At 59.9% G+C, this 21096-nt stretch carries 22 protein-coding genes; 15 read left to right on the forward strand and 7 right to left on the reverse strand.

Annotated elements, in window-relative coordinates; translation table 11 throughout:
- The first annotated feature begins 45 nt into the window (after positions 1 to 45).
- Positions 46 to 618: an acyl carrier protein phosphodiesterase gene (locus tag PseuLF5_RS08480; protein WP_123465354.1), complete on the forward strand. Its 573-nt coding sequence runs from the start codon at positions 46 to 48 to the stop codon at positions 616 to 618.
- 69 nt (positions 619 to 687) lie between these two features.
- Here PseuLF5_RS08480 and PseuLF5_RS08485 read toward each other — a convergent pair whose 3' ends face one another.
- Both PseuLF5_RS08485 and olsB read right to left on the reverse strand, forming a co-directional pair.
- Positions 688 to 1482, reverse strand: a complete 795-nt coding sequence (locus tag PseuLF5_RS08485) for a lysophospholipid acyltransferase family protein (RefSeq protein ID WP_123465356.1) — start codon at positions 1480 to 1482, stop codon at positions 688 to 690.
- Entirely contained in the window at positions 1482 to 2237 is a 756-nt protein-coding gene (gene olsB / locus PseuLF5_RS08490; protein WP_016982801.1) for an L-ornithine N(alpha)-acyltransferase, read from the reverse strand. Before olsB ends, PseuLF5_RS08485 begins: the two co-directional genes overlap by 1 nt.
- Before the next feature lie 154 nt (positions 2238 to 2391).
- Between olsB and PseuLF5_RS08495 the strand changes: the two genes are divergently transcribed.
- The 5 genes from PseuLF5_RS08495 to PseuLF5_RS08515 all read left to right on the forward strand — a co-directional run bounded on the left by PseuLF5_RS08495 (position 2392) and on the right by PseuLF5_RS08515 (position 6720).
- Positions 2392 to 3270, forward strand: coding sequence for an acyl-CoA dehydrogenase family protein (locus tag PseuLF5_RS08495; RefSeq protein WP_340133349.1), 879 nt, complete (start codon positions 2392 to 2394; stop codon positions 3268 to 3270).
- Between the two features lie 109 nt (positions 3271 to 3379).
- Positions 3380 to 4459: a serine hydrolase domain-containing protein gene (locus PseuLF5_RS08500; RefSeq protein ID WP_340133350.1), complete on the forward strand. Its 1080-nt coding sequence runs from the start codon at positions 3380 to 3382 to the stop codon at positions 4457 to 4459.
- Positions 4456 to 4752: an amidase gene (locus PseuLF5_RS08505; protein ID WP_340133351.1), complete on the forward strand. Its 297-nt coding sequence runs from the start codon at positions 4456 to 4458 to the stop codon at positions 4750 to 4752. Before PseuLF5_RS08500 ends, PseuLF5_RS08505 begins: the two co-directional genes overlap by 4 nt.
- Positions 4753 to 4970: 218 nt before the next feature.
- Positions 4971 to 5561 (forward strand): YceI family protein, encoded by a 591-nt coding sequence (locus PseuLF5_RS08510; protein ID WP_123465364.1) that lies wholly within the window; start codon positions 4971 to 4973, stop codon positions 5559 to 5561.
- 1 nt (position 5562) lies between these two features.
- Complete coding sequence (locus PseuLF5_RS08515) at positions 5563 to 6720, forward strand: phospholipase D-like domain-containing protein (protein WP_123465366.1); 1158 nt, start codon at positions 5563 to 5565, stop codon at positions 6718 to 6720.
- A 70-nt stretch (positions 6721 to 6790) separates the two neighbouring features.
- On the opposite strand, the gene bglX is transcribed toward PseuLF5_RS08515, so the two are convergent.
- Entirely contained in the window at positions 6791 to 9082 is a 2292-nt protein-coding gene (gene bglX, locus PseuLF5_RS08520; RefSeq protein ID WP_340133352.1) for a beta-glucosidase BglX, read from the reverse strand.
- Positions 9083 to 9342: 260 nt separating this feature from the next.
- Between bglX and PseuLF5_RS08525 the strand changes: the two genes are divergently transcribed.
- The 4 genes from PseuLF5_RS08525 to PseuLF5_RS08540 all read left to right on the forward strand — a co-directional run bounded on the left by PseuLF5_RS08525 (position 9343) and on the right by PseuLF5_RS08540 (position 12869).
- A complete protein-coding gene (locus PseuLF5_RS08525) occupies positions 9343 to 9951 on the forward strand; it encodes a LemA family protein (protein ID WP_123465370.1) in 609 nt (202 codons plus the stop codon).
- 13 nt (positions 9952 to 9964) lie between these two features.
- Positions 9965 to 10717 carry a TPM domain-containing protein gene (locus tag PseuLF5_RS08530; RefSeq protein ID WP_186744521.1) on the forward strand — a complete coding sequence of 251 codons (753 nt, stop codon included), beginning with the start codon at positions 9965 to 9967 and terminating at the stop codon, positions 10715 to 10717.
- A 32-nt stretch (positions 10718 to 10749) separates the two neighbouring features.
- Positions 10750 to 11367 carry a TPM domain-containing protein gene (locus PseuLF5_RS08535; protein WP_340133353.1) on the forward strand — a complete coding sequence of 206 codons (618 nt, stop codon included), beginning with the start codon at positions 10750 to 10752 and terminating at the stop codon, positions 11365 to 11367.
- Between the two features lie 284 nt (positions 11368 to 11651).
- Positions 11652 to 12869, forward strand: coding sequence for a class I SAM-dependent methyltransferase (locus PseuLF5_RS08540; protein ID WP_222833505.1), 1218 nt, complete (start codon positions 11652 to 11654; stop codon positions 12867 to 12869).
- A 46-nt stretch (positions 12870 to 12915) separates the two neighbouring features.
- On the opposite strand, the gene PseuLF5_RS08545 is transcribed toward PseuLF5_RS08540, so the two are convergent.
- Positions 12916 to 13821: a DMT family transporter gene (locus tag PseuLF5_RS08545; RefSeq protein WP_340133354.1), complete on the reverse strand. Its 906-nt coding sequence runs from the start codon at positions 13819 to 13821 to the stop codon at positions 12916 to 12918.
- 294 nt (positions 13822 to 14115) lie between these two features.
- Here PseuLF5_RS08545 and PseuLF5_RS08550 point away from each other — a divergent pair, with 294 nt between their 5' ends.
- The 3 genes from PseuLF5_RS08550 to PseuLF5_RS08560 all read left to right on the forward strand — a co-directional run bounded on the left by PseuLF5_RS08550 (position 14116) and on the right by PseuLF5_RS08560 (position 15549).
- Positions 14116 to 14697 (forward strand): DJ-1/PfpI family protein, encoded by a 582-nt coding sequence (locus PseuLF5_RS08550; protein WP_123465380.1) that lies wholly within the window; start codon positions 14116 to 14118, stop codon positions 14695 to 14697.
- Positions 14698 to 14710: 13 nt separating this feature from the next.
- Positions 14711 to 15016: a ribbon-helix-helix domain-containing protein gene (locus PseuLF5_RS08555; protein ID WP_186744530.1), complete on the forward strand. Its 306-nt coding sequence runs from the start codon at positions 14711 to 14713 to the stop codon at positions 15014 to 15016.
- A gap of 188 nt (positions 15017 to 15204) precedes the next feature.
- Complete coding sequence (locus PseuLF5_RS08560; protein ID WP_123465384.1) at positions 15205 to 15549, forward strand: YegP family protein; 345 nt, start codon at positions 15205 to 15207, stop codon at positions 15547 to 15549.
- 136 nt (positions 15550 to 15685) lie between these two features.
- Here the strand turns inward: PseuLF5_RS08560 and PseuLF5_RS08565 are convergent, their stop codons facing one another.
- Both PseuLF5_RS08565 and PseuLF5_RS08570 read right to left on the reverse strand, forming a co-directional pair.
- Positions 15686 to 16570, reverse strand: coding sequence for a dihydrodipicolinate synthase family protein (locus tag PseuLF5_RS08565; protein ID WP_340133601.1), 885 nt, complete (start codon positions 16568 to 16570; stop codon positions 15686 to 15688).
- A 22-nt stretch (positions 16571 to 16592) separates the two neighbouring features.
- Positions 16593 to 17375: an aldolase gene (locus tag PseuLF5_RS08570; RefSeq protein WP_128615973.1), complete on the reverse strand. Its 783-nt coding sequence runs from the start codon at positions 17373 to 17375 to the stop codon at positions 16593 to 16595.
- Between the two features lie 106 nt (positions 17376 to 17481).
- On the opposite strand from PseuLF5_RS08570, the gene PseuLF5_RS08575 reads away from it, so the two are divergent.
- Both PseuLF5_RS08575 and PseuLF5_RS08580 read left to right on the forward strand, forming a co-directional pair.
- A complete protein-coding gene (locus PseuLF5_RS08575) occupies positions 17482 to 18030 on the forward strand; it encodes a helix-turn-helix domain-containing protein (protein WP_222833502.1) in 549 nt (182 codons plus the stop codon).
- Between the two features lie 159 nt (positions 18031 to 18189).
- Entirely contained in the window at positions 18190 to 20049 is a 1860-nt protein-coding gene (locus PseuLF5_RS08580) for a right-handed parallel beta-helix repeat-containing protein (protein ID WP_222833501.1), read from the forward strand.
- A gap of 10 nt (positions 20050 to 20059) precedes the next feature.
- On the opposite strand, the gene PseuLF5_RS08585 is transcribed toward PseuLF5_RS08580, so the two are convergent.
- Positions 20060 to 21079, reverse strand: coding sequence for a DUF4917 family protein (locus PseuLF5_RS08585; RefSeq protein ID WP_340133355.1), 1020 nt, complete (start codon positions 21077 to 21079; stop codon positions 20060 to 20062).
- Between the last annotated feature and the right edge of the window lie 17 nt (positions 21080 to 21096).

Below are 21096 nucleotides of genomic sequence, written 5' to 3' on the forward strand. Positions count from 1 at the left end.
GATACATGGGGTGTTGATTGCAGGACGCAGTGCTAAGCTGCGCCCATGAACTATCTCGCACATTTGCACCTCGGTGGCCAGCGTCCCGGCCAATTACTCGGCAGTCTCTATGGCGACTTCGTCAAAGGCCGGCTGCAAGGGCAGTTCGCTCCGGAGGTCGAGGCGGCCATTCAACTGCATCGACGGATTGACGTATTTACCGATCGTCATCCGTTGGTGGACACCGCCCTCGGGCGCTTTACCCAGACCCGCCGGCGTTATGCCGGGATCGTCCTCGATGTGTTTTTTGATCATTGCCTGGCGCGGGACTGGACGCTGTATGCCGATCAGCCGCTGGAGCACTTCACCGCAGATGTGTACCGGGTGCTGTCCCGTGAACCGCAATTGCCCGAGCGACTGGCGAAGATTGCCCCGCACATGGTCGCCAATGACTGGCTGGGCTCGTATCAGGAGTTTGAAGTGCTGGAGCAGGTATTGCGCGGGATCTCGCGGCGGTTGACTCGGCCGGAAGAACTGGCGGGGGCGATGCAGGAATTGCGGCGGTTGTATGAGCCATTGAGCGAAGACTTCCGGTTGTTCTACCCGCAACTTCAGGACTTCGCACGCTTCGACCAATAAACCTGGATCCCTGTGGGAGCGGGCAAGCCCGCTCCCACAGGGTCATTTGTCGATTTCGGGAAATGTGCTTCAGGCGGCGATCAGCTCGCCGGCACGACGTGGTTCAGCAGGTTTCGCCACCTCACCAAACAACGCCTTCTGCACCGCCTGCTGCGCTTCAAACGCCAATGCCGCACGCTCACGACCCTGGCAGGCAATCGGCTTGAGCAGGTGCACTTCTACGTCACCGCAATCGTGGCTGAACAGGCGCATCAGATGCGAGAGCAAATCGTCGTCACCAATGAACGGCGCCAGCGCGTCGATTTCGCCATCGCGCAGATAACGGATCGCCACCGGTTGCAGCATCACTTGCGAATCAATCGCCGCCGACAACAGGCGCCCATGGAAGGTCCGCAGCGAGCGGCCGTCGGTGGTGGTGCCTTCCGGGAACATCAGCAGCGCATGATCGGTTTGCAGGTGACGGGTCATCTGCTTGCGGATCAACTGGCTGTCGCCCGAACCGCGACGGATGAACAGACTGCCGGCCTTGGCCGCCAGCCAGCCGGCCACCGGCCAGGTGCGCACTTCGGCCTTGGACAGAAACGACAGCGGCGTCAGCATGCCCAGCAAGGGAATGTCGGTCCACGACACATGGTTGCTGACCCACAGCATCGGCTGCTTTGGCAGCTCGCCGTGCACGGTCACGCGAAAGGGCAGGGCATTGCTCAGACGCGCCATGAAAAAGCGCGACCAGCGCTGGCGACGCTCCATTGAATGCGCCAGGCCAATCCGTTCGAACACGCCAAAGACACTGGCCATGGTCAAGCCCAGAGCCACCACCAGCAACACTCGCGCGATTCGCGCGTACACCCGCAACCGGCTCATCACACCGCCGCCTTGAAGTGCTTGGCGTAGCGCGGGCAGAGTTCGTCGCGCTTGAGCAGGATAAACACGTCGGCAACCTGGAAGTCTTCGTCCCAGCACGGCTCGCCGCAGATCTTCGCGCCCAGACGCATATAAGCCTTGAGCAGGGGCGGCATTTCGGCGATCACGTTGGACGGGATGTCCAGCGTCGGCAGCGGGTTCTTCGGCTCGGCGCGCAGGTTTTCGGTGCACAGATAACGTTCGCGCAGGCGCTGCATGATCGCGTGGGCCTGGATACCGCCGTCCTGCATCGGAATGCTCGCGCAACCCATCAAGTAGCTGTAACCGCCCTGATTCAACACTTCCGCCAGTTCACCCCAGAGCACGGCGATGGTGCCGCCGTTGCGGTAGGCCGGGTCGACGCAGGTGCGGCCGATTTCCAGAATCGGGCCTTGCAGATGCGCCAGGCCATGCAGGCTGAATTCTTCTTCGCTGTAGAACTTGCCCAGGCTGCTGGCGGCGGTGTGATCGAGCAGGCGGGTGGTCGCGACCAAACGGCCGGTGTTCAAGTCACGCACACCGATGTGGCTGCAGTGAACATCATAGTCATCCATGTCCAGACCCAGTTCCGCGCCTTTCAGTTTGGCGTTGAACTCGCCGCTGAAGACGTTGAAGCGCAGGGCCTGGGCTTGCTGCAGAGCCTCGGCGCCGATCAGGCGTTCGGCTTGCAGGCGGCGTTCATTGCCGGTGTCGCTGATGCGGGCGATTTGAGTCATTGTGAATCTCCGTACGGGCCTTTAACCCGTCGTGGGTTGCAGCCGATCGACTTTCTTTATGCAGCCGTGTTGTGCAAAGTCAGGCTATGTAGCCCCGGTGTCATCGCCATGAACGTTCGGTGATGCTTATATGACAGCCCACAAGGAGCCTCTTATGCCCTGGCCCGCTCTGCTGCAAAACCGTGAACGATTGCCCGCCGCCCCTGACCTTGCGGAGGGTTTTGCGACGTTGTTGCATCAACTGGGCAACGTCACACCGTTTGAATTGGCGGTGGCCGGCGCACGGCGGATGGCGACGCCGGGGCTGGCGTTTCTGGTCGGTTATCAGGCGGCGCTGAGGATGTTGTGGCCGAGCGCGCCACTGAGCCTCGGTGCATTGTGTGCGACCGAACAGCGCAGCCTGCGCCCGGCAGACATGCAGACCCGGCTGACGGATTTGCGCCTGAGCGGGCGCAAGGATTTCGTCACTGCCGGCGATGCTGCCGACTGGTTGTTGATCGCGGCACGCAGTGAGGAACCCGGTGAAACGCCGCGTCTGAGTCTGGCCGTGGTCTATCCCGGTGAACCCGGCGTGAGCGTGGAAAAACTGCCGGCGCTACCGTTGATGCCCGACATCAGTCATGGCCGTTTGCAGCTGAATGGTGCGTTGTGCGAGTTGCTCGCGGGTGATGGCTGGGATGCTTACGTCAAACCGTTTCGTACCCTTGAAGATGTCTATGTCCTGAGCGCGATGACCGCGTGGCTGTACGGCGTCGGCCAGGACAGCGACTGGCCGCAGACCCTGCAATTGCGCTTGCTGGCGCTGTTGGCCGGGTGTGCCGAAGCGAGTCGGCAGCCGCCGAACAATCCCGCCGGGCATGTGTTGCTGGGCGGGTTGTTTGCGCAGTTTGATGCGCTCAAACCCGAGATCGATCAGGCGTTGGCCGAGGGCAATCCGGAGTGGGCGCAGATGTGGCAGCGCGATCAGGGGGTGATGCAATTGGCGGCGGGGGCTCGGGCCAAGCGCTTGGCCAAGGCTTTGGCGGTGTCCTGACTGGCCCCATCGCTGGCTTGCCAGCGATGGCGATCTCATGGACAGCAAAATCTCAAATTTGTCATGAGCCCCGACTAGTCTCAGCAGGTTATCCCCAAGAGCCCTCGTCATGTGCAAAGGCCTGTCGCTGTTTCTGCTGCTGATCTGCTTCACCGTTCAAGCCGAACCATGGCCCGGCGAACAATGGCCAATCGGCCCGAAGATCACCGGCCCGGCTGTCGAGGCCTTGGAGCGTTACGCCTTCCCGTCCCGCGATGACAGCACCCGCCAGGGCGTCCGCACCGATGCCTTGTTGATCGTCCGCGATGGCCAGATCATCTACGAACGCTACGCCGGCCCGACCACCGAACAAACTCCGCACCTGACCTGGTCGATCAGCAAAAGCCTGATGGCCACCGTCCTCGGCGTGGCGTACGGCGAAGGCCTGTTCAAACTCGAAAACCCGGCCGTGCAGTTTTACCCACCGCTGGAAAAACACCCGACGATCAAAATCGCCGACCTGCTGCACTGGGCCTCAGGCATCGACTGGCAGGAAGACTACGAGTACGCACCGCTGAAATCCTCGGTGGTGGCGATGCTCTACACCCGTGGTCATCAAGACATGGCGGCGTTCAGCGCCGATCACGCAGCCTATGCCGAACCGGGGCAGGCGTTCCGTTACTCCAGCGGCGACAGCAACCTGCTCGCCGCCGCCTTGAAAAACATCGTCGGCGCGCAACGTTATCCGGACTACCCGTGGACGGCGTTGTTCGAACCCCTGGACATCCGCCACGCCGTGTGGGAAACCGATGCCGCCGGCACGTTTGTCGCGTCGTCCTACGCTTATCTGACGGCGCGGGATCTGGCGCGGGTCGGTCTGTTGATGGCCCGCGATGGACGCTGGAAGGATCGGCAATTGCTGCCCAAGGATTGGCTGGCCTTCAACCGTCAACCCTTCAGCGGTTACAAGGCCCATCAGGACGAAGCCGTTCCCGGGGGCCAATGGTGGCTCAATCGCCCGGCCGATGGCGCCGCCTCGCCGTGGCCCGACGCCCCTCCCGACACCTTCGCCGCCCTCGGCCACTGGGGACAGGCGCTGTACGTGATTCCCAGTGAAAAACTGGTGATCGTGCGCTATGGCGATGATCGTGATGGCAGTTACCGCCACAACGAATTGCTCAAACGCGTGTTGAAGGCGGTGCAGCCATGAAGCGCTTGTTGCTGGTGCTGCTGATCGCGTTGCTTGGGTGGATCGGCTACGAGCGTGAAAATCTATGGGCGTTCCCGGACATCATCAGCGCCTACACCGCCAAGGAATATTGTTCGTGCCGTTATGTGATGAGCAACGACGTCGGGTATTGCCATGGCTATGTGAAACAGTGGCTGCCGACCGGCCACTTTAGCGATGACGCCGCCAGCAAAACCATCACTGTCAGCGGCCTGGGTCGCAGCAACAGCGCCCGCTGGCAGGGCGAGCGCCAGGGCTGTCGCCTCGATCCCTGAAACCCTCGATCCGCCAGGCAGTAGATAACCCTGTGGGAGCTGGCTTGCCAGCGATGACGGTGTTTCAGTCAACAGAGATATAGCCTGCCCTGGCGCTATCGCTGGCAAGCCAGCTCCCACAGGGATTTTCACCAATCGTTAGATTTGCTGCGATCAGTTTGCAATAACTGCGTGGGCGGTTAAGGTTCGTGCAGGTTTATTGCCCCCACGAGTCTTCAATGTTCAACCGCCCCCTCATTGCAACCGTGTCCAGCCTGTTGCTGGCCGCCGCCGCGTTGCCGGCGCAGGCCAATTGGTACCTGGATGGCGAGTCGTCGCGGCTCTCGTTCGTCAGCACGAAAAACGCCAGCGTCTCCGAAGTGCAGCGCTTTCTGGTGTTGCACGGCAAGGTCGATCCGGATGGCCGCGCCGAAGTCGAAGTCGAGCTGGACTCGATCAACAGCGGCGTCCCGCTGCGTGATGAACGCATGCGCAAAGAGTTGTTCCAGATCGAGCAATTCCCCGAAGCGACCATCACCACCCAGATCGACCTGCGGCCGATCAACGATCTGGCCCCCGGCGCGCAGCTGGAGTTGCGCTTGCCGCTAACCGTCAACCTGCACGGCAAACAACACGAATATCCCGCCGAACTGCTGGCAACGCGTCTCGATGACCGCCGGTTTCAAGTGGTCACGCTGGAGCCCTTGGTGATCAACGCCGAGGATTTCGATCTGGCGCCGGGGCTGGAGTCCTTGCGCAAACTGGCCGACCTGTCGGCCATCAGTCTGTCGGTGCCGGTGGGTGCGGTGCTGATCTTCACGGCGCGCTGACATGCGCGGCGGGGTGTTTCCGTGGCGTGACGGCAACCGGTTCGAGTTGTTGATCGACGGCCCGCAATTTTTCCCGCGCATGCTCGAGCAGATTGCCGGCGCTCAGGAGCAGATCGAGCTTGAGTTGTATCTGGTCGAGGCTGGTGCCTGTGCCGAAACCATCGTGCAAGCCCTGGTGCTGGCGGCCGAGCGCGGGGTGCGCGTGCGGTGCCTGTTCGATGATTACGGCAGCCTTGCGTTTACCCTGCATCTGCGTCAGCGCCTGATCCAGGCCGGCGTCGAGCTGCGTTTCTATAATCGCCTGAACTGGCGGCGCTGGGTCGGCAATTTCTACCGCGATCATCGCAAGCTGTTGCTGGTCGATCAGCGTCTGGCAGTGGTGGGGGGGACCGGTGTCACCGATGAATTCTGGACGCCGGGCCACGCCACCAGTGAATGGCATGAGGTGATGGTGGAAATCAGCGGCCCGCTGGTGATTGACTGGCAATTACTGTTCGACCGCCAATGGATCGCCAACCGCTATCGCCGCGCCTGGAGACCGGCCGCGCATTTCGGTCTGCCGCGTTTGCCACGAGTGCCGGACAAGGGCGAGGGCATGGGCCGCGTTGCGTATGCCGACGCCCGCCAGCATCGCGACATTCTGCAATCACTGTTCCGCGCCTTGAACAGCGGACAGCAACGCATCTGGATGGCCACGCCGTACTTCCTGCCCACCTGGAAAATTCGCCGCTCCCTGCGCAAAGCGGCCGCGCGTGGCGTCGATGTGCGCCTGCTGCTGACCGGCCCGCGCACCGATCACCCCTCTGTGCGCTACGCCGGGCATCGTTACTACCCGCGACTGCTCAAGGCCGGGGTGCAGATCTTCGAATACCAGCCGTGCTTTCTGCATTTGAAAATGGTGCTGGTGGACGATTGGGTGAGCATCGGCTCATGCAACTTCGATCACTGGAATTTACGCTTCAATCTGGAGGCGAACCTGGAAGCGCTGGATCCGGCGTTGACGGCAGCAGTGCAGGCGAGTTTCGTGAAGGACTTCGGGCTGAGCCAGCAGGTGAGTCTGGAAGAATGGCAGCGCCGACCGTTGTGGCGGCGGGTGAAGCAGCGGGTGTGGGGATGGGTGGATCGGGTGGTGGTCAATATCCTCGATAGACGCGGCTAGTTGCAACACCCCAAAACACTGTGGGAGCTGGCAAGCCAGCTCCCACAGGTTTTTTGTGTAGCTTCAGTTCTTACAGCAATTCGAAGCTCTGCTGCGTCACTTCCTGGGAATCCAGGCCGATCTGCACGTTGAACTTGCCAGGCTCGGCCGCGTATTTGAGCTGGGCGTTGTAGAACTTCAGGTCATCCTCGGTGATGGTGAAGTGCACGACTTTCTGTTCGCCGGCCTTGAGCATGATTTTCTGGAAGTTCTTCAGTTCTTTCACCGGGCGGATCATCGAGCCGGTGACGTCCTGAATGTACAGCTGCACCACGGTTTCGCCGTCACGTTTGCCGGTGTTCTTCAGCGTGACGCTGGCGTCGAGCTTGCCGGTGGCGTTCAGCGTTGTCGACGACAGCGCCATGTCGCTCAGGGCGAAGCTGGTGTAGCTCAGGCCATAACCGAACGGGAACAGCGGACCAGTGGTGTCATCGAAATACTGCGAGGTGTAGTTGCCCGGTTTGCCCGGTGTGAATGGCCGGCCAATGCTCAGGTGGTTGTAATAGGTCGGAATCTGGCCCACGGAGCGCGGGAAGGTCACCGGCAGTTTGCCCGACGGGTTGTAGTCGCCGAACAGCACGTCAGCGATGGCGTTGCCGCCCTCGGTGCCACTGAACCAGGTTTCCAGAATCGCGTCAGCCGACTGGTTCTCTTCGAGGATGGTCAGCGGCCGGCCGTTCATCAATACCAGCACCAGCGGCTTGCCGGTGGCTTTCAGTGCGCGGATCAGCTCGCGCTGGTTCTCCGGGATGTTCAGGTCGGTACGGCTCGAGGATTCGTGGGACATGCCACGGGACTCGCCCACCGCTGCGACGATCACGTCAGCGTCCTTGGCGGCTTTCACCGCTTCGTCGATCAGTACGTTGGCCGGACGCGGGTCATCGACCACTTCCGGCGCGTCGAAGTTGAGGAAGTTCAGGTAGTCCAGGACCTTCTTGTCGCTGGTGATGTTGGCGCCACGGGCGTAGATCAGGTTCGCCTTGTCGCCGATCACCGAACTCATGCCGTCGAACAGGGTCACCGACTGCGCAGGGCGCCCGGCGGCAGCCCAACTGCCCATCATGTCGATCGGCGCCTTGGCCAGCGGGCCGACCAGGGCGACTTTCGCGTCTTTCTTCAGCGGCAGGGTGTCGTTCTGGTTCTTCAGCAGCACCAGACTGCGGCGCGCCACGTCACGGGCCTCGGCGCGGTGCAGGCGGCTGTCGGCGTAGGTGTCGGCCGGATCATCTTCAGCCTTGCCGATGCGCAGGTACGGGTCTTTGAACAGGCCCATGTCGTACTTGGCGGCGAGCACTTCGCGCACCGCGTTGTCGATGTCTTTCTGTTCGATGTCGCCAGACTTGAGCAGCCCCGGCAGCTCTTTGCCGTACAGGGTGTCGTTCATGCTCATGTCGATGCCGGCCTTGATCGCCAGCTTCGCCGCTTCTCGACCGTCGCGTGCCACGCCGTGCTTGATCAGTTCGAAGATCGCGCCGTGGTCGCTGACCGCCAGGCCCTTGAAGCCCCAGTCCTTGCGCAGCAGATCGTTCATCAGCCAGGTGTTGGCCGTGGCCGGGATGCCGTTGATCGAGTTCAGCGCCACCATCACGCCGCCAGCGCCGGCATCAATCGCGGCGCGGTACGGTGGCAGGTAGTCCTGGTACATCTTCACCGGGCTCATGTCGACGGTGTTGTAGTCGCGACCACCCTCGACCGCACCGTAAAGGGCGAAGTGCTTGACGCTGGCCATGATGCTGTCGGCGGCGCTCGGGGTGTCGCCCTGATAGGCCTTGACCATGACTTTGGCGATGCGCGAGGTCAGGTAAGTGTCTTCACCGAAACCTTCGGAGCTGCGGCCCCAACGTGGGTCACGGGATATATCGACCATCGGCGCGAAGGTGATGTCGAGGCTGTCGGACGCGGCTTCCCTGGCGGCAACGCGCCCGGACTGGCCGATGGCGTCCATGTCCCAGCTCGAGGCGAGGGCCAGTGGAATCGGGAAAATCGTACGGTGACCGTGGATCACGTCGTACGCAAAAAACATCGGAATCTTCAGGCGACTGCGCATCGCCGCGTCCTGCATCGGACGGTTTTCCGGGCGGGTGATCGAATTGAACGTACCGCCGATGTTGCCGGCGGCGATCTCTTTGCGGATCAGCTCGCGAGGCATCTCCGGGCCGATGCTGATCAGGCGTAACTGGCCGATCTTCTCGTCGAGGGTCATTTGCTTCATCAGGTCGCTGATGAACGCGTCCTTGTTTTCCAGGGGTACCGGGGTCGTGGCGGCCAATACTTGATGACTGGCCAGGCTGACGAACAGACCCAGCAAACACAGCTTCTTCATGAATGTTTTTCTCTAGGGCCCAAACGGCAATGCAATGCCGGCCAGCCAAAATTTAGGGAGCGACTATTGTTGTTCGGGTGCAGGCTCGAAAAGTCAGAGCCGGAAAACGGCAGCCGACGGTTGGCAGCGTGAGCGCGCAGGGCACTTTTTAGCCCATTGGCCCGTCGCAATCCAGTGGCGCGGCCGATTATGCCCCAACAGCCGGCGAGAATGTTTCGCGCTCGGTTTTTAAATGAAATGTGCCAGGGAGCATCATTTTGATGAATGTCAGTCCGATCCACCGTTCGCGTTTGCAGGTTGTCACGTTACTGATATTGGCAACGCTGCTGACTGCGTGCGGCATCAACAATATTCCAACCCTCGACGAACAGGCCAAGGCCGCCTGGGGCCAGGTGCAGAACCAGTATCAGCGTCGCGCGGACCTGATTCCCAACCTGGTGGAAACCGTGAAGGGTTACGCCAAGCATGAAGAGGCAACCCTGACAGCGGTCGTCGAAGCCCGGGCCAAGGCGACGTCGATCCAGGTCGATGCCAGCACCCTCGACAATCCTGAGAAACTCAAGCAGTACCAGCAGGCGCAGGATCAACTGAGCGGCGCGTTGAGTCGCTTGATGGTGGTCTCCGAGCGTTATCCGGACCTGAAAGCCAACCAGAACTTCCTCGCCTTGCAATCGCAGCTCGAAGGCACGGAAAACCGTATTGCCGTGGCGCGGCGCGATTTCATTCTGGCGGTGCAGAAGTACAACACCGAGATCCGCACGTTTCCCGGTCGCCTCTGGCACAGCGTGATGTACAGCGATCTGCCGATTCGCGAAACCTTCGAAGCCACGACCCCCGGTGCGGAAAAGGCCCCGGAAGTGAAGTTCTGACCCGAGGTTATTCATGCGTGTGTTGAAGATAGGCCTGGTGCTGATCCTGTGGCTGTTCGCCGTCAGCGCCCGGGCCGAGTTGACGTTCCCGGCGCTGAGCGGACGCGTGGTCGACGAAGCGCAAATGATCGAGCCGTCGGTGCGTGCGCAACTGAGCCAGCAATTGCAGGCGCACGAGCAGACGACCGGCGAGCAACTGGTGGTGGTCACGGTGCCGGACCTGCAAGGCACCACCATCGAGGATTACGGCGTGCAACTGGGCCGGCACTGGGGCATCGGCCAGAAGGACAAGAACAACGGCGCGCTGCTGATCGTCGCCCGGGACGAGCGCAAGCTGCGCATCGAAGTCGGTTACGGGCTGGAGGATCGCCTGACTGACGCCCAGACATCGGTGATCATCCACCAGGTCATCACTCCGGCGTTCAAGGCCGGCAATTTCAGCAAGGGCATCAGCGACGGCGTGGCGGCGATGCTGGTGGTGCTCGGCGGCAATCCGCTGGACGAGCCGTCGACGGTGTATGAGTCGAGCGGTGACCCGCAAAACGATTTTGTCTCGCGCCATCCGCTGTTGTTCGTTTTTCTGGTGATGTTGTTCATCCTGACGGTGTTTGTCTGCCAGATGCTCGGTATCCTTCCCGCCGGCCGTGGCGGCTCCGGTGGCGGGGGCGGTTTCGGCGGCGGTGGATTTGGTGGCGGCGGCGGAGGCGGGGGCTTCAGCGGCGGCGGGGGCAGTTTCGGCGGCGGCGGTTCGTCCGGCGGCTGGTGACATTAAAAGAATAATGAGCAGGCACTTTCGACATGGCATTACTGACTGAACACGAACAGCGCAAAGTCGCCGAGGCGATCGCCCGGGTCGAACGCGACACTGACGCCGAACTGGTGACGGTGCTGGCAGCCCGCGCCGACGACTATGCGTACATCCCGTTGCTGTGGGCCAGTCTGCTGGCGTTGCTGGTGCCAGGCATCGTCCACTACCTGACGGGCTGGTTGACCATGCGCAGTCTGTTACTGGTGCAGTGGGGGCTGTTCATTGTCCTGTGCCTGCTGTTTCGCCTGCCGAAAGTCACCACTCACCTGATCCCGCGCCGCGTGCGCCACTGGCGTGCATCGAACCTGGCGCGGCGGCAATTTCTCGAACAGAACCTGCACCACACCGTCGGCAGCACCGGCATGCTGATCTTTGTCTGCGAGGCCGAGCGTTACGTGGAGATTCTGGTGGACGAGGGCATTTCCCGGCGGCTGGACAACAAGAGCTGGGACTCGATTGTTGCGGCGTTTACCGAGCAGGTCAGGCAAGGGCGCACGCTGGAGGGGTTTGTCACCTGTATCGAAGCGTGTGGGGAATTGCTGAAAGTGCATGTGCCGGTGACGCAGGTGAGGAATGAGTTGCCGAATCGGTTGATTGTGCTGGGGTGAGACAAACCCTCACCCCAGCCCTCTCCCGGAGGGAGAGGGGGCCGACCGAGGTGTCTTGCGCTCGACATCGACCTGAAAAACCGTGTCGATTATGGATTCAAGGCAAATCGTTCAAGTCGGTGTATCTCGTCAATATCCCCCAATCAGTCCCCTCTACCTCTGGGAGAGGGCTAGGGTGAGGGCCGCTTTAACCAACCGTTCGGCAAATAAGAGCGTGTCCCCAACCCCCATCCCCCCTAAAATACCCGCCATTCCCGATTTCGCCCGTCCGAGGCCGCTTTTTCATGTCTGTTACCGCCCCATCCATCAAGCCTGCGCCCGATCACCACGCCCAGTTCATCGAACTGCTGCAAACCAGCCTCGAACAGAACGGCTTCATCAAACTGGTGCTGGCCAAGTACGTGGGCGAAGAGGCGGATCTGCAGCGGATCATCATCAAAGCGGTGACGGTCAAGGCCCAGCCGAACCTGTCGTTCGTCTATCGCTACAAGACCCGTGACATCACCAAGAATCTGGCGCTGAGCGAAGGCGTGGCGGTGATTGCCGAGCTGCTGCCGGCCGCGTTCAAAAATGCGCATTTGCTGACCGTGACCGACGAAGCCCAGCTCGAATACAGCAAAAAGGGCAAGTCTTCGCTGTTCAAGAGCAAACCTCAGCAATTGCGTGAAGCGCCGTCCGCCGAGCACAACCGCGAGAAAAACCGTTTTCTGGAGCTCAGTCGACCGTTCCTCAAGGACCTCGGCGTGACCAACGCGCAACACGAGCTGATCCCGGCGATGTCGCGCAAGTGGAAGCAAATCAACAAGTTCATCGAAGTGTTCAGCCACGCCCTGACTTCGTCACCGCTGGCGCTGGACAAACCGGTGCGGGTGGCGGACTTCGGTTCGGGCAAGGGTTACCTGACGTTTGCCATCCACGATTACCTGCGCAACACGCTCAAGGCCGAAGGCGAAGTCACCGGCGTCGAATTGCGCGAGGAAATGGTCAACCTGTGTAACGCCGCCGCCGCGAAGCTGGAACACCCGGGGCTGGTGTTCAAGTGCGGTGACGTGCGCAGCGTGGCGCCGAGCGAGCTGGACGTGATGATCGCCCTGCATGCCTGCGACATCGCCACCGATTACGCGATCCACACCGGCATCCGTTCGGGGGCCTCGATCATCATGTGCTCGCCGTGCTGCCACAAGCAGATTCGTCTGCAGATCCAGAGCCCGGCACTGCTCAAACCGATGCTGCAATACGGTCTGCACCTCGGCCAGCAGGCGGAAATGGTCACTGACAGCTTGCGCGCGTTGTTCCTCGAAGCCTGTGGTTACGAGACCAAGGTGTTCGAGTTCATCTCGCTGGAACACACCAACAAGAACAAGATGATTCTGGCGGTGAAACGCGCCGAGCCGCTGGACCCGGCTCAGTTGTTGGTGAAGATTCAGGCGTTGAAAGACTTCTACAACATCAGCGAGCACTGCCTGGAAACCCTGCTGCGCGCAGACGGTTACCTGGCCTGACCTGGATCCTGTGGAAGCAAGCCTGCTCGCGACATCATTGTGACGGTCAGTCGGCCTTCGCGAGCACGCTCGCTCCCACATGGGGTTTGATGACGGTCTTGCGACCGAGCATCACCGTCGCAATTACCCCGCAGGCAAATACCCAGGTGATCGGCTCCACCTGTTCGCCAAAGAACAACGCCGAAAACGCGATGGTGAAGAAGATCTGCAGCAACTGGATCTGACTGACCCGCGCAATCCCGCCCATCGCCAGCCCGGCGTACCAGGCGAAGAACCCGAGAAACTGCGAGAACAGCGCGACGTAGCCAAAAGCCCACCAGGTCCTGGCCGACACTGCGCCATGATGTTGCAGCGCCAAGTACAGCACCGGCCCGATCAGCAGCGGCGTCGACAGCACCAGCGCCCAGCAGATCACCTGCCAGCCGCCCATCTCCTTCGCCAGTCGCCCACCCTCGGCATACCCCAGGCCACCCACGGCAATTGCGCCGAGCATCAACAGGTCCCCGGCCTGAATGCTGCCGGCACCGGTGTACAGCGCGTAACCGAGCACCAGCGCACTGCCCAGCGCGGCGCAGGCCCAGAAGGCTTTCGACGGCCGTTCATGGGACAGCCACGCCGCATACAGCGCCACGCACAGCGGCTGCAAACCATTGACCAGTGCGCCGTGGGACGCCGGCAAGGTCTGCATGGCCCACGCCGACAACACCGGGAAGCCGAGGATCACCCCGGCGATCACCAGGCTCAGGCCTTTGATCTGCTGCCAGGTCGGCCATTTTTCCCGGCGCCACAACAACAGCAACGCTGCCGGGATTGCCGCGAATAGCGCCCGCCCCAGGCCATTGAGCAATGGATGCAGTTCCTGCACCACGATCCGGGTGAAGGGCAGGGTGAGGCTGAAAATCACAACCCCGAGCAGGCCGAGGGCCATGCCGGTGTTTTCGCGCGAAGACATAGGAAGACCGAAATTGAGGGTGGCAGGGAACGAGCCTCATAAAGCCATAAACCGTGGACTTCTGGCTGTTACAGCTAGGCACAGACTTAGGCGTACAGTTCGAGTTTGCCATCGCTGGCAAGCCAGCTCCCACAGTGTCCGAGTTGAGCGCCAACAAATGCGTGATCGACACAGAGCCTGTGGGAGCTGGCTTGCCAGCGATGAAGTCAACTCGGTAGTAGCCGGTTGTTACCCGCCCGAACGGATAAGGTCTACCTTGAATACTCCCAGGCATTTCCCAGAGGAGTCCTCCCCATGGCCGCGAAAAAAATTCTGATGCTGGTCGGCGATTACGTCGAAGACTACGAAGTGATGGTGCCGTTCCAGGCCCTGCAAATGGTCGGGCATACCGTGCACGCCGTGTGCCCGGACAAAGCCGCCGGCAAAACTGTGCGCACCGCGATCCATGACTTCGAAGGCGATCAGACCTACAGCGAGAAACCCGGTCACCTGTTCGCCCTCAACTTCGACTTTGCCAAGGTCGCCGAAGCCGACTACGACGCCCTGCTGATCCCCGGCGGACGTGCGCCGGAATACCTGCGCCTGAACGAAAAAGTCCTCGAACTGGTGCGCGCCTTCGACAAGGCCGGCAAGCCGATTGCGGCGGTCTGCCACGGTGCGCAACTGCTGGCGGCGGCGGGCGTTCTCGAAGGGCGCGAGTGCAGCGCCTATCCGGCCTGTGCCCCGGAAGTGCGCCTGGCCGGTGGTACGTACATCGACATCCCGGTGACGGACGGCCACGTTCAAGGCAATCTGGCCACTGCACCGGCCTGGCCGGCGCATCCGAACTGGCTGGCCGGTTTCCTCGGCTTGCTTGGCACCAAAATTACCCTGTAACGAGGATTCGTCCATGTGCGAGCTCTACGTCAAGGCCGATCCGATTCTCTACGAATCCCGCTCGCGCTCGCTGCGCATCCGCGGCGTGGTGACGACGCTGCGCCTGGAAAACCAGTTCTGGGACATCCTCAGCGAAATCGCCGAAGTTGACGGCATGACCACCAATCAACTGATCGCCAAGCTGTATGAAGAGGTGATGGACTATCGCGGCGAAGTGGTGAATTTCGCCTCGTTCCTGCGGGTGAGTTGTACGCGGTATCTGAGTCAGCGGCGGGTGAGTGCGCCGGAGTTGTCGGTGGTGCGGGCGCTGGTGAAATAGCCCTGACCGAGTTGACCCCATCGCGGGCAAACCCCCACAGTTTTCTCTGGTGCTCACAAATTTTGTGTTCGCTGAAGAACCTTGTGGGAGCGAGCTTGCTCGCGAAGGCGCCGCTTCAGGCGACAGAAGTCTGAGGCTGGTCTTTACTTCGAAGCGCGGAACCTCTCAACCGCCAAGGAGAATCGAGCATGTCCGGATGGTACGAAGTGAGCAAAAGCAGCAACGGTCAGTTCAGGTTTGTGCTGAAGGCCGCCAACGCCGAAACCATTCTCACCAGCGAGCTCTACACCACCCGTGCGGCCGCCGATAACGGCATTGCTGCGGTGCAGGCCAACAGCCCGCTGGACGAGCGCTACGAGAAAAAGACCACCAGGGATGGCCATCCGTACTTCAACCTCAAGGCTGCCAACCATCAGATCATTGGCAGCAGCGAGTCGTACACCAATGACGCTGCGTGCGCCAAAGGCATCGCCAGCGTCAAGGCTAACGGGCCGAGCAAAACGGTCAAGGACAAGACCTTGCCGGTGCTCTGAATGCCCTCTCAAATTTCACACAGCTCCTGTGGGAGCGGGCTTGCCCGCGATGAGGGCCTATCATTCAGCATTGATGTTGACTGATACACCGCTATCGCTGGCAAGCCAGCTCCCACAGGTAATTGTGTGTGTGAGATCAACGCAGGGTCTCGAGGATCGCTTGCAGCTGACCTCGCCCAGCCTCGCTCAACGCAAACACCGGCAAGCGCGGATCGCCAACCTCCAGCCCTGTCTCGCGCAACCCGGCCTTGATCGTCGCCGGTAAACCACCCTTCAAGATGAAGTCCAGCAGCGGCAACTGGCGGTAGAACAACTCGCGTGCCCGTTCCAGATCACCGGCCAGCGACGCCGCGTATAAATCCAGATTGAGCTGGGGGATCAGGTTCGGTGCGGCGGTGCACCAGCCCTTGGCCCCAGCGGCAAACGCTTCCAGCGCCAGCGGATTGCAACCGTTGTAGAAGGGCACCTGAGCGTCGCCGAGCAGTTGCAGCTTGTGCATGCGCTGAATGTCGCCGGTGCTCTCCTTGACCATGGTTACGTTTTCCACCTCGTTGACGATGCGCAGAATCAGTTCCACCGACATGTCGGTGCCGCTGGTGGCCGGGTTGTTGTAGAGCATGATCGGCACGCCGATGCTGTCGCCGATGGCGCGGTAGTGCGCAAGGATTTCCGCTTCGCTGAGCTTCCAGTACGAGGCTGGCAGCACCATCACCACGTCGGCGCCGTGGGCTTCGGCGAAGCGTGCACGGCGTATGGCTTTGGCGGTGGTCAGGTCGGACACGCTGACGATTGTCGGCACCCGTTTGGCCACGTGTTTGATGCTGAACTCGGCAACCTGATCCCACTCGGCGTCGCTCAGGTAGGCGCCTTCGCCGGTGCTGCCCAGCGGGGCGATGGCGTGGACGCCGCTGTCGATCAGGCGATTGATAGACTGGCCGAGCGCCGGCAGGTCGAGGCCTTCACCGTTGGCGCCGAACGGGGTGATGGTGTAGCCGATGATGCCGTGAATGTTGGACATGATGAGTCTCCGGAAAAAGCTGAAATCAGTTCAGGCAATCGGCGTGCTGGCGCAGGTTCTGCCGGGCGTAGTAGTTGAAAGCGGCGGCGTGGCGTTTGGGTTTCGACACCCAGTCATGGGCCTCGCGGCCCAGCGCCGGAATGATCGGTTTGATGGTGCCGGCCGCCATCGCCAGCAGTTGCAGCCTGGCGGCGCGTTCGATCAGTTGGGCGATGACACAGGCCTCTTCGATCGTGGTGCCGGTCGACAACTGGCCGTGGTGCGAAAGCAGAATCGCGCGCTTGTCGCCCAGCGCGCCGGCAATCAGCTCACCTTCTTCATTGCCCACCGGCACGCCCGGCCAGCCTTCGAGAAACGCGCAGTCGTCGTACAGCGGGCACAGGTCCATGTGGGAAATCTGCAGCGGCACTTCCAGCATCGACAGCGCGGCAATGTGCGCCGGGTGGGTGTGGATGATGCAGTTCACGTCTGGCCGGGCGCGGTACACCCAGCTGTGGAAACGGTTGGCCGGGTTGGCCATGCCGTGCCCTTCGAGGACTTCCAGGTCTTCATTGACCAGCAGCAGATTGCTCGCGGTGATTTCATCGAACCCCAAGCCCAGTTGCTGAGTGTAATAGGTGCCGGGCTGCGGGCCACGGGCGGTGATTTGTCCGGCCAGACCGGAGTCGTGGCCATTCTCGAATAGAATCCGGCAGGTCAGTGCCAGCTTTTGCCGGTCAGTCCACGTATTATCCGCCAGGCTTTTTTGCATCTGGGTCAGCGCTTGCTTGACCAGTTGTTCTTTGGGTAGTGCTAATGTCTTGGCCATGTGTGTGTCCTTTGGGTGAGAGCAAATGACACTAAAGAGGCTATATGACACAAAGTGTCATTGGCAAGCATAAATCGTCGCTTCCTTGCTGGAATAACCGCTGCGCATGTCTATCCGTTTGAAATTATTGAGAAAAAAACTTGGGGTGACACTTGAGGCGCTGGCCGAAAAATCCGGCATGACCAAGAGTTACCTGTCAAAAGTCGAGCGCGGGTTGAACACGCCGTCGATCGCTGCCGCGCTGAAACTGGCGAAAGCGCTGAACGTGAAGGTCGAGGAATTGTTCTCCGAGGACAGCGTCAGCCTCGACAGCTACAGCCTGGTGCGCAGCCACGAACGCCAGTCCCTCGCGGCCAATGATCAGAGCCCCGGGTATGCGGTGCTGGCGCATCAGGTCAGCGAACGCAACCTGCTGCCGTTCATCATTTACCCGGCGAAGGAATTCACCGACAAGACCTTCAAGGAGCATGTGGGCGAGGAGTTTCTGTTCGTCCACGAAGGGCAGGTGGAAGTCGATTTCATGAACGAGAAGGTGCTGCTCGAGCGTGGCGATGCGCTGCACTTCAATGCACAGAAGCCACACCGGATCCGCTCGGTGGGCGAGGTGCAGGCGCAGTTGCTGGTGGTGGTGCACAGCAGCGAAGAATCAACGTGAGTTGGATGGACAGGGTAGTGGCGCATTAGTATCTTGCTTGGCAATGTGACCGCCCTACAGTTTGACGGTCATTTCTGAACCCACTGAAGGGTCGGTGAAAAACGGAAGGGACCTGGTGAAGCGGGTTGCTTATTAGACTAGACGACCAAGTAGCGTGATATGAGCAAGCAACCCATTGGCTTCATGAGTTACGTACGTTTTGACAATGAACATGATGAAGGGCAACTGACAGAGTTCTGTAAGCGTTTGGCCGGCGAAGTTCGAATCCAGACAGGCGAAAAATTCGAGATTTTTCAGGATCTGAAGGACATCACATGGGGGCAGCAATGGGCTGAGCGCTTGGATGAGTCGATCGACGGATCTACGTTCCTTATTCCGATTATCACACCTGGCCTCTTCAAGAGTGCAGCCTGCCGCAAGGAACTGGATCGCTTCCTCCTGCGGGAAAAGGCCAGAGGTCGTGCTGATTTGATCCTTCCTGTCTATTACGTCGATTGCCCTGCCATGAGTCGACCGAACAAAAAAGATCCGGATTCGCTCGCGCAAGTCATTGCCAGCCGAAATTATTATGATTGGCGAGAGCTGCGGTTCGAGCCTTTCACTAAACCGGAAATGCGCCGCGCGCTGGCCGACATGGCCAAACAGATTGTCCAGGCAATGGAGCGAGAGCCAGAGCAGTTAGAGAATGTCGTTGCACCTGCCAGCGAGATTGGTACGCAGGATCCTCCGGAGCCAAAGAATGATGCGGACGGAGCTCAAATCGTCCTGAAGAATCAAAAGCGATCATCACCTCCCAAGAGTCATGTCGTTGACTCATTCCATCGTGGTGACTTTCTGAGTATCAGCGAGGCTCTCTGCGCAGCATCACCTGGTGATCGTATCTTGGTTCGTCCTGGGCTGTATCGTGAGGGACTTGTCATTGATAAACCGATAGAGATTATCGGAGAAGGTGAGCTCGGTGAGGTTGTCATCGAGGCGGAAAACAAAAACGCCGTTCGCTTTATGGCGAGCATGGGGCGTATAGCAAATCTCACATTACGCCAAACCGGGGACAGTAGATTATTTTGTATTGATATCGGTCAAGGTCGTCTGGATATCGAGGACTGTGATATCTCAGGACATAATTTATCGTGCATTGGTATTCATGACGGTGCCGATCCTCGCCTGCGTCGCAACCGTATCCATAATAGCTTGCAAAGTGGAGTGCTTATTTATAAAAACGGCTTTGGAACGCTTGAAGACAATGAAATTTTTGATAATGCCGCCTCTGGTGTTGTTATGCGAGAGCAGGCTAATCCAACCTTGCGTCGCAACCGAATTCATGACTGTGGGCAATATGGGATTTATGGGCAGGAATGTCGTGGAGTGATCGAAGATAATGAGATTTTTTCCCACGGAAAATCGGCGTTACTCATTCGCTCGGGTGCCAATCCATTTGTCAGGCGTAATCGTATTTATGAGGCCAAGGGCAGTGGGATTTTCATCCATGACGGCGGTCTGGGTGTCATTGAAGACAATGAGATTTTCAAAAACGCTCTCGCTGGAATAGCCGTGGATAATCTCAGCAACCCGGTCGTGCGTCGTTGTAATGTACATAGCAACATAGAGGGTGGCATCATGGTTTATGACAAAGGGATAGGTGTTTACGAGGAAAATCTGATTGTTGGAAACGGTCTTGCGGGTCTCGAAGTTCGTAGTGGGGCCGCTCCATTATTTCGGCGTAATACCATCCGCGACGGGAAGCAGGGTGGTATCTATGTTCATAACCGTGGCAAGGGCCGACTGGAAGGAAATCATATTATCGGTAACGATCATTCCGGTATCCTCATCGCGGGCTTCAGTTCCCCGATCGTGTCCGGCAACGAAATTGTCAGTAATAAGATTTACGGCATAAAGGTCATGACCAAAGGACGCGGTGACTTTCAGAAAAATGATTTGCGCGGCAATGGCAAAGGCTCATGGGACATCCCTCAAGACTGCCTCGCCGCGGTGAAAAGGAAAGATAACCTTGTAGATTGATCCGCTTAGCCTAGCGCTCTACGAGGACCGATAACTTCGGATTGCCCAGTGCATGGCTCTTCGAGTCAAAAAAACGCAACGCAACCCCGGTCCCTTCAAACACCTTCGCGTAATGCCGCTTCTGATGCTGAATGAACGCCGCACTGCGCGGATAAACCGAGATCGCCACAGTCGCAGGTTTTGCCAGACGCAGGGCCCGCACGATGTGGCTGTCCTGCTCGCCCAAGGCATGGCCGAAGATGCACAGGCTGTCGCCGTGGCCCAATAACTGCGCGTAGCAGAACGACAGGTAATCGGAGCTGCGGATGGTCCTCAGTTTCTCCGCACTCGGCCCTTCGTTGATGAACAGCGGCACGTCATCCAGCGTCTTGAGCGTGTTGTTGATCGCAAAACTGCCGAGCAACGTGCCCTCGGTCGAGGTCAATTTACGCGCGGTACCGTCCTGATTACGTACCAGATGCAGGCCGCCGTGCAGGTACAGCAGACGTGGTTTGCCCGTGGCGGTTTCGCTCAAATCGAAACTAGCGTTGGGGCCATTGAACAGATCGTCGATGGCCTCGCTGCGGTGCTGGAGCGCCCAGTAGTTGAGCAAGTCGTAATTGGTGGTGAATACCGTGCGATAGCGCGCCAGTTCTTCATTCAGTGTCGTCAGCGTCGATGGCTGCACCAGTCGCCACGGAATGTGCACGGCGTGCACGGTGTTGATCAGCGCTTCCTTGATCGCGTAGTAGCGGTTGCGCGGTGCCGCCGAGCTGACGGCCAGCGCCTTGTTCACCCGACTGGTGGTTTTCAGCGCGCCGAGTACCTGCTCGAAGCTGCGCGTCTGCATCGCGTCGAACACGCTCAGTTCCGACGGGCTCAGCGGTTTCTCTTCCACGCTGCGGGCGTTTTCGAACAGCGAGTCGTAGCCGAAGTCGTCCCACACCGCGCGGCTGGCACCGTTGCCCACCAGCAAGCCTGTGAAGTCGGTCGTGGCGCGCAGGGCGTTCCAGTCTTCGAGGGTCGCGTCGACATCCAGAAAATCGCTCATTGCTTGGCACATCTCAA

Source organism: Pseudomonas sp. LF-5, from assembly GCF_037626295.1.
Classification (GTDB): domain Bacteria; phylum Pseudomonadota; class Gammaproteobacteria; order Pseudomonadales; family Pseudomonadaceae; genus Aquipseudomonas; species Aquipseudomonas monsensis.

What these genes read in the sequence shown, in the direction of transcription:
- PseuLF5_RS08480 (WP_123465354.1), top strand. Translation starts at nt 46, where the DNA reads ATGAACTATCTCGCACATTTGCACCTCGGTGGCCAGCGTCCCGGCCAA.
- PseuLF5_RS08485 (WP_123465356.1), bottom strand. Translation starts at nt 1,482, where the DNA reads ATGAGCCGGTTGCGGGTGTACGCGCGAATCGCGCGAGTGTTGCTGGTG.
- olsB (WP_016982801.1), bottom strand. Translation starts at nt 2,237, where the DNA reads ATGACTCAAATCGCCCGCATCAGCGACACCGGCAATGAACGCCGCCTG.
- PseuLF5_RS08495 (WP_340133349.1), top strand. Translation starts at nt 2,392, where the DNA reads ATGCCCTGGCCCGCTCTGCTGCAAAACCGTGAACGATTGCCCGCCGCC.
- PseuLF5_RS08500 (WP_340133350.1), top strand. Translation starts at nt 3,380, where the DNA reads ATGTGCAAAGGCCTGTCGCTGTTTCTGCTGCTGATCTGCTTCACCGTT.
- PseuLF5_RS08505 (WP_340133351.1), top strand. Translation starts at nt 4,456, where the DNA reads ATGAAGCGCTTGTTGCTGGTGCTGCTGATCGCGTTGCTTGGGTGGATC.
- PseuLF5_RS08510 (WP_123465364.1), top strand. Translation starts at nt 4,971, where the DNA reads ATGTTCAACCGCCCCCTCATTGCAACCGTGTCCAGCCTGTTGCTGGCC.
- PseuLF5_RS08515 (WP_123465366.1), top strand. Translation starts at nt 5,563, where the DNA reads ATGCGCGGCGGGGTGTTTCCGTGGCGTGACGGCAACCGGTTCGAGTTG.
- bglX (WP_340133352.1), bottom strand. Translation starts at nt 9,082, where the DNA reads ATGAAGAAGCTGTGTTTGCTGGGTCTGTTCGTCAGCCTGGCCAGTCAT.
- PseuLF5_RS08525 (WP_123465370.1), top strand. Translation starts at nt 9,343, where the DNA reads ATGAATGTCAGTCCGATCCACCGTTCGCGTTTGCAGGTTGTCACGTTA.
- PseuLF5_RS08530 (WP_186744521.1), top strand. Translation starts at nt 9,965, where the DNA reads ATGCGTGTGTTGAAGATAGGCCTGGTGCTGATCCTGTGGCTGTTCGCC.
- PseuLF5_RS08535 (WP_340133353.1), top strand. Translation starts at nt 10,750, where the DNA reads ATGGCATTACTGACTGAACACGAACAGCGCAAAGTCGCCGAGGCGATC.
- PseuLF5_RS08540 (WP_222833505.1), top strand. Translation starts at nt 11,652, where the DNA reads ATGTCTGTTACCGCCCCATCCATCAAGCCTGCGCCCGATCACCACGCC.
- PseuLF5_RS08545 (WP_340133354.1), bottom strand. Translation starts at nt 13,821, where the DNA reads ATGTCTTCGCGCGAAAACACCGGCATGGCCCTCGGCCTGCTCGGGGTT.
- PseuLF5_RS08550 (WP_123465380.1), top strand. Translation starts at nt 14,116, where the DNA reads ATGGCCGCGAAAAAAATTCTGATGCTGGTCGGCGATTACGTCGAAGAC.
- PseuLF5_RS08555 (WP_186744530.1), top strand. Translation starts at nt 14,711, where the DNA reads ATGTGCGAGCTCTACGTCAAGGCCGATCCGATTCTCTACGAATCCCGC.
- PseuLF5_RS08560 (WP_123465384.1), top strand. Translation starts at nt 15,205, where the DNA reads ATGTCCGGATGGTACGAAGTGAGCAAAAGCAGCAACGGTCAGTTCAGG.
- PseuLF5_RS08570 (WP_128615973.1), bottom strand. Translation starts at nt 17,375, where the DNA reads ATGGCCAAGACATTAGCACTACCCAAAGAACAACTGGTCAAGCAAGCG.
- PseuLF5_RS08575 (WP_222833502.1), top strand. Translation starts at nt 17,482, where the DNA reads ATGTCTATCCGTTTGAAATTATTGAGAAAAAAACTTGGGGTGACACTT.
- PseuLF5_RS08580 (WP_222833501.1), top strand. Translation starts at nt 18,190, where the DNA reads ATGAGCAAGCAACCCATTGGCTTCATGAGTTACGTACGTTTTGACAAT.
- PseuLF5_RS08585 (WP_340133355.1), bottom strand. Translation starts at nt 21,079, where the DNA reads ATGAGCGATTTTCTGGATGTCGACGCGACCCTCGAAGACTGGAACGCC.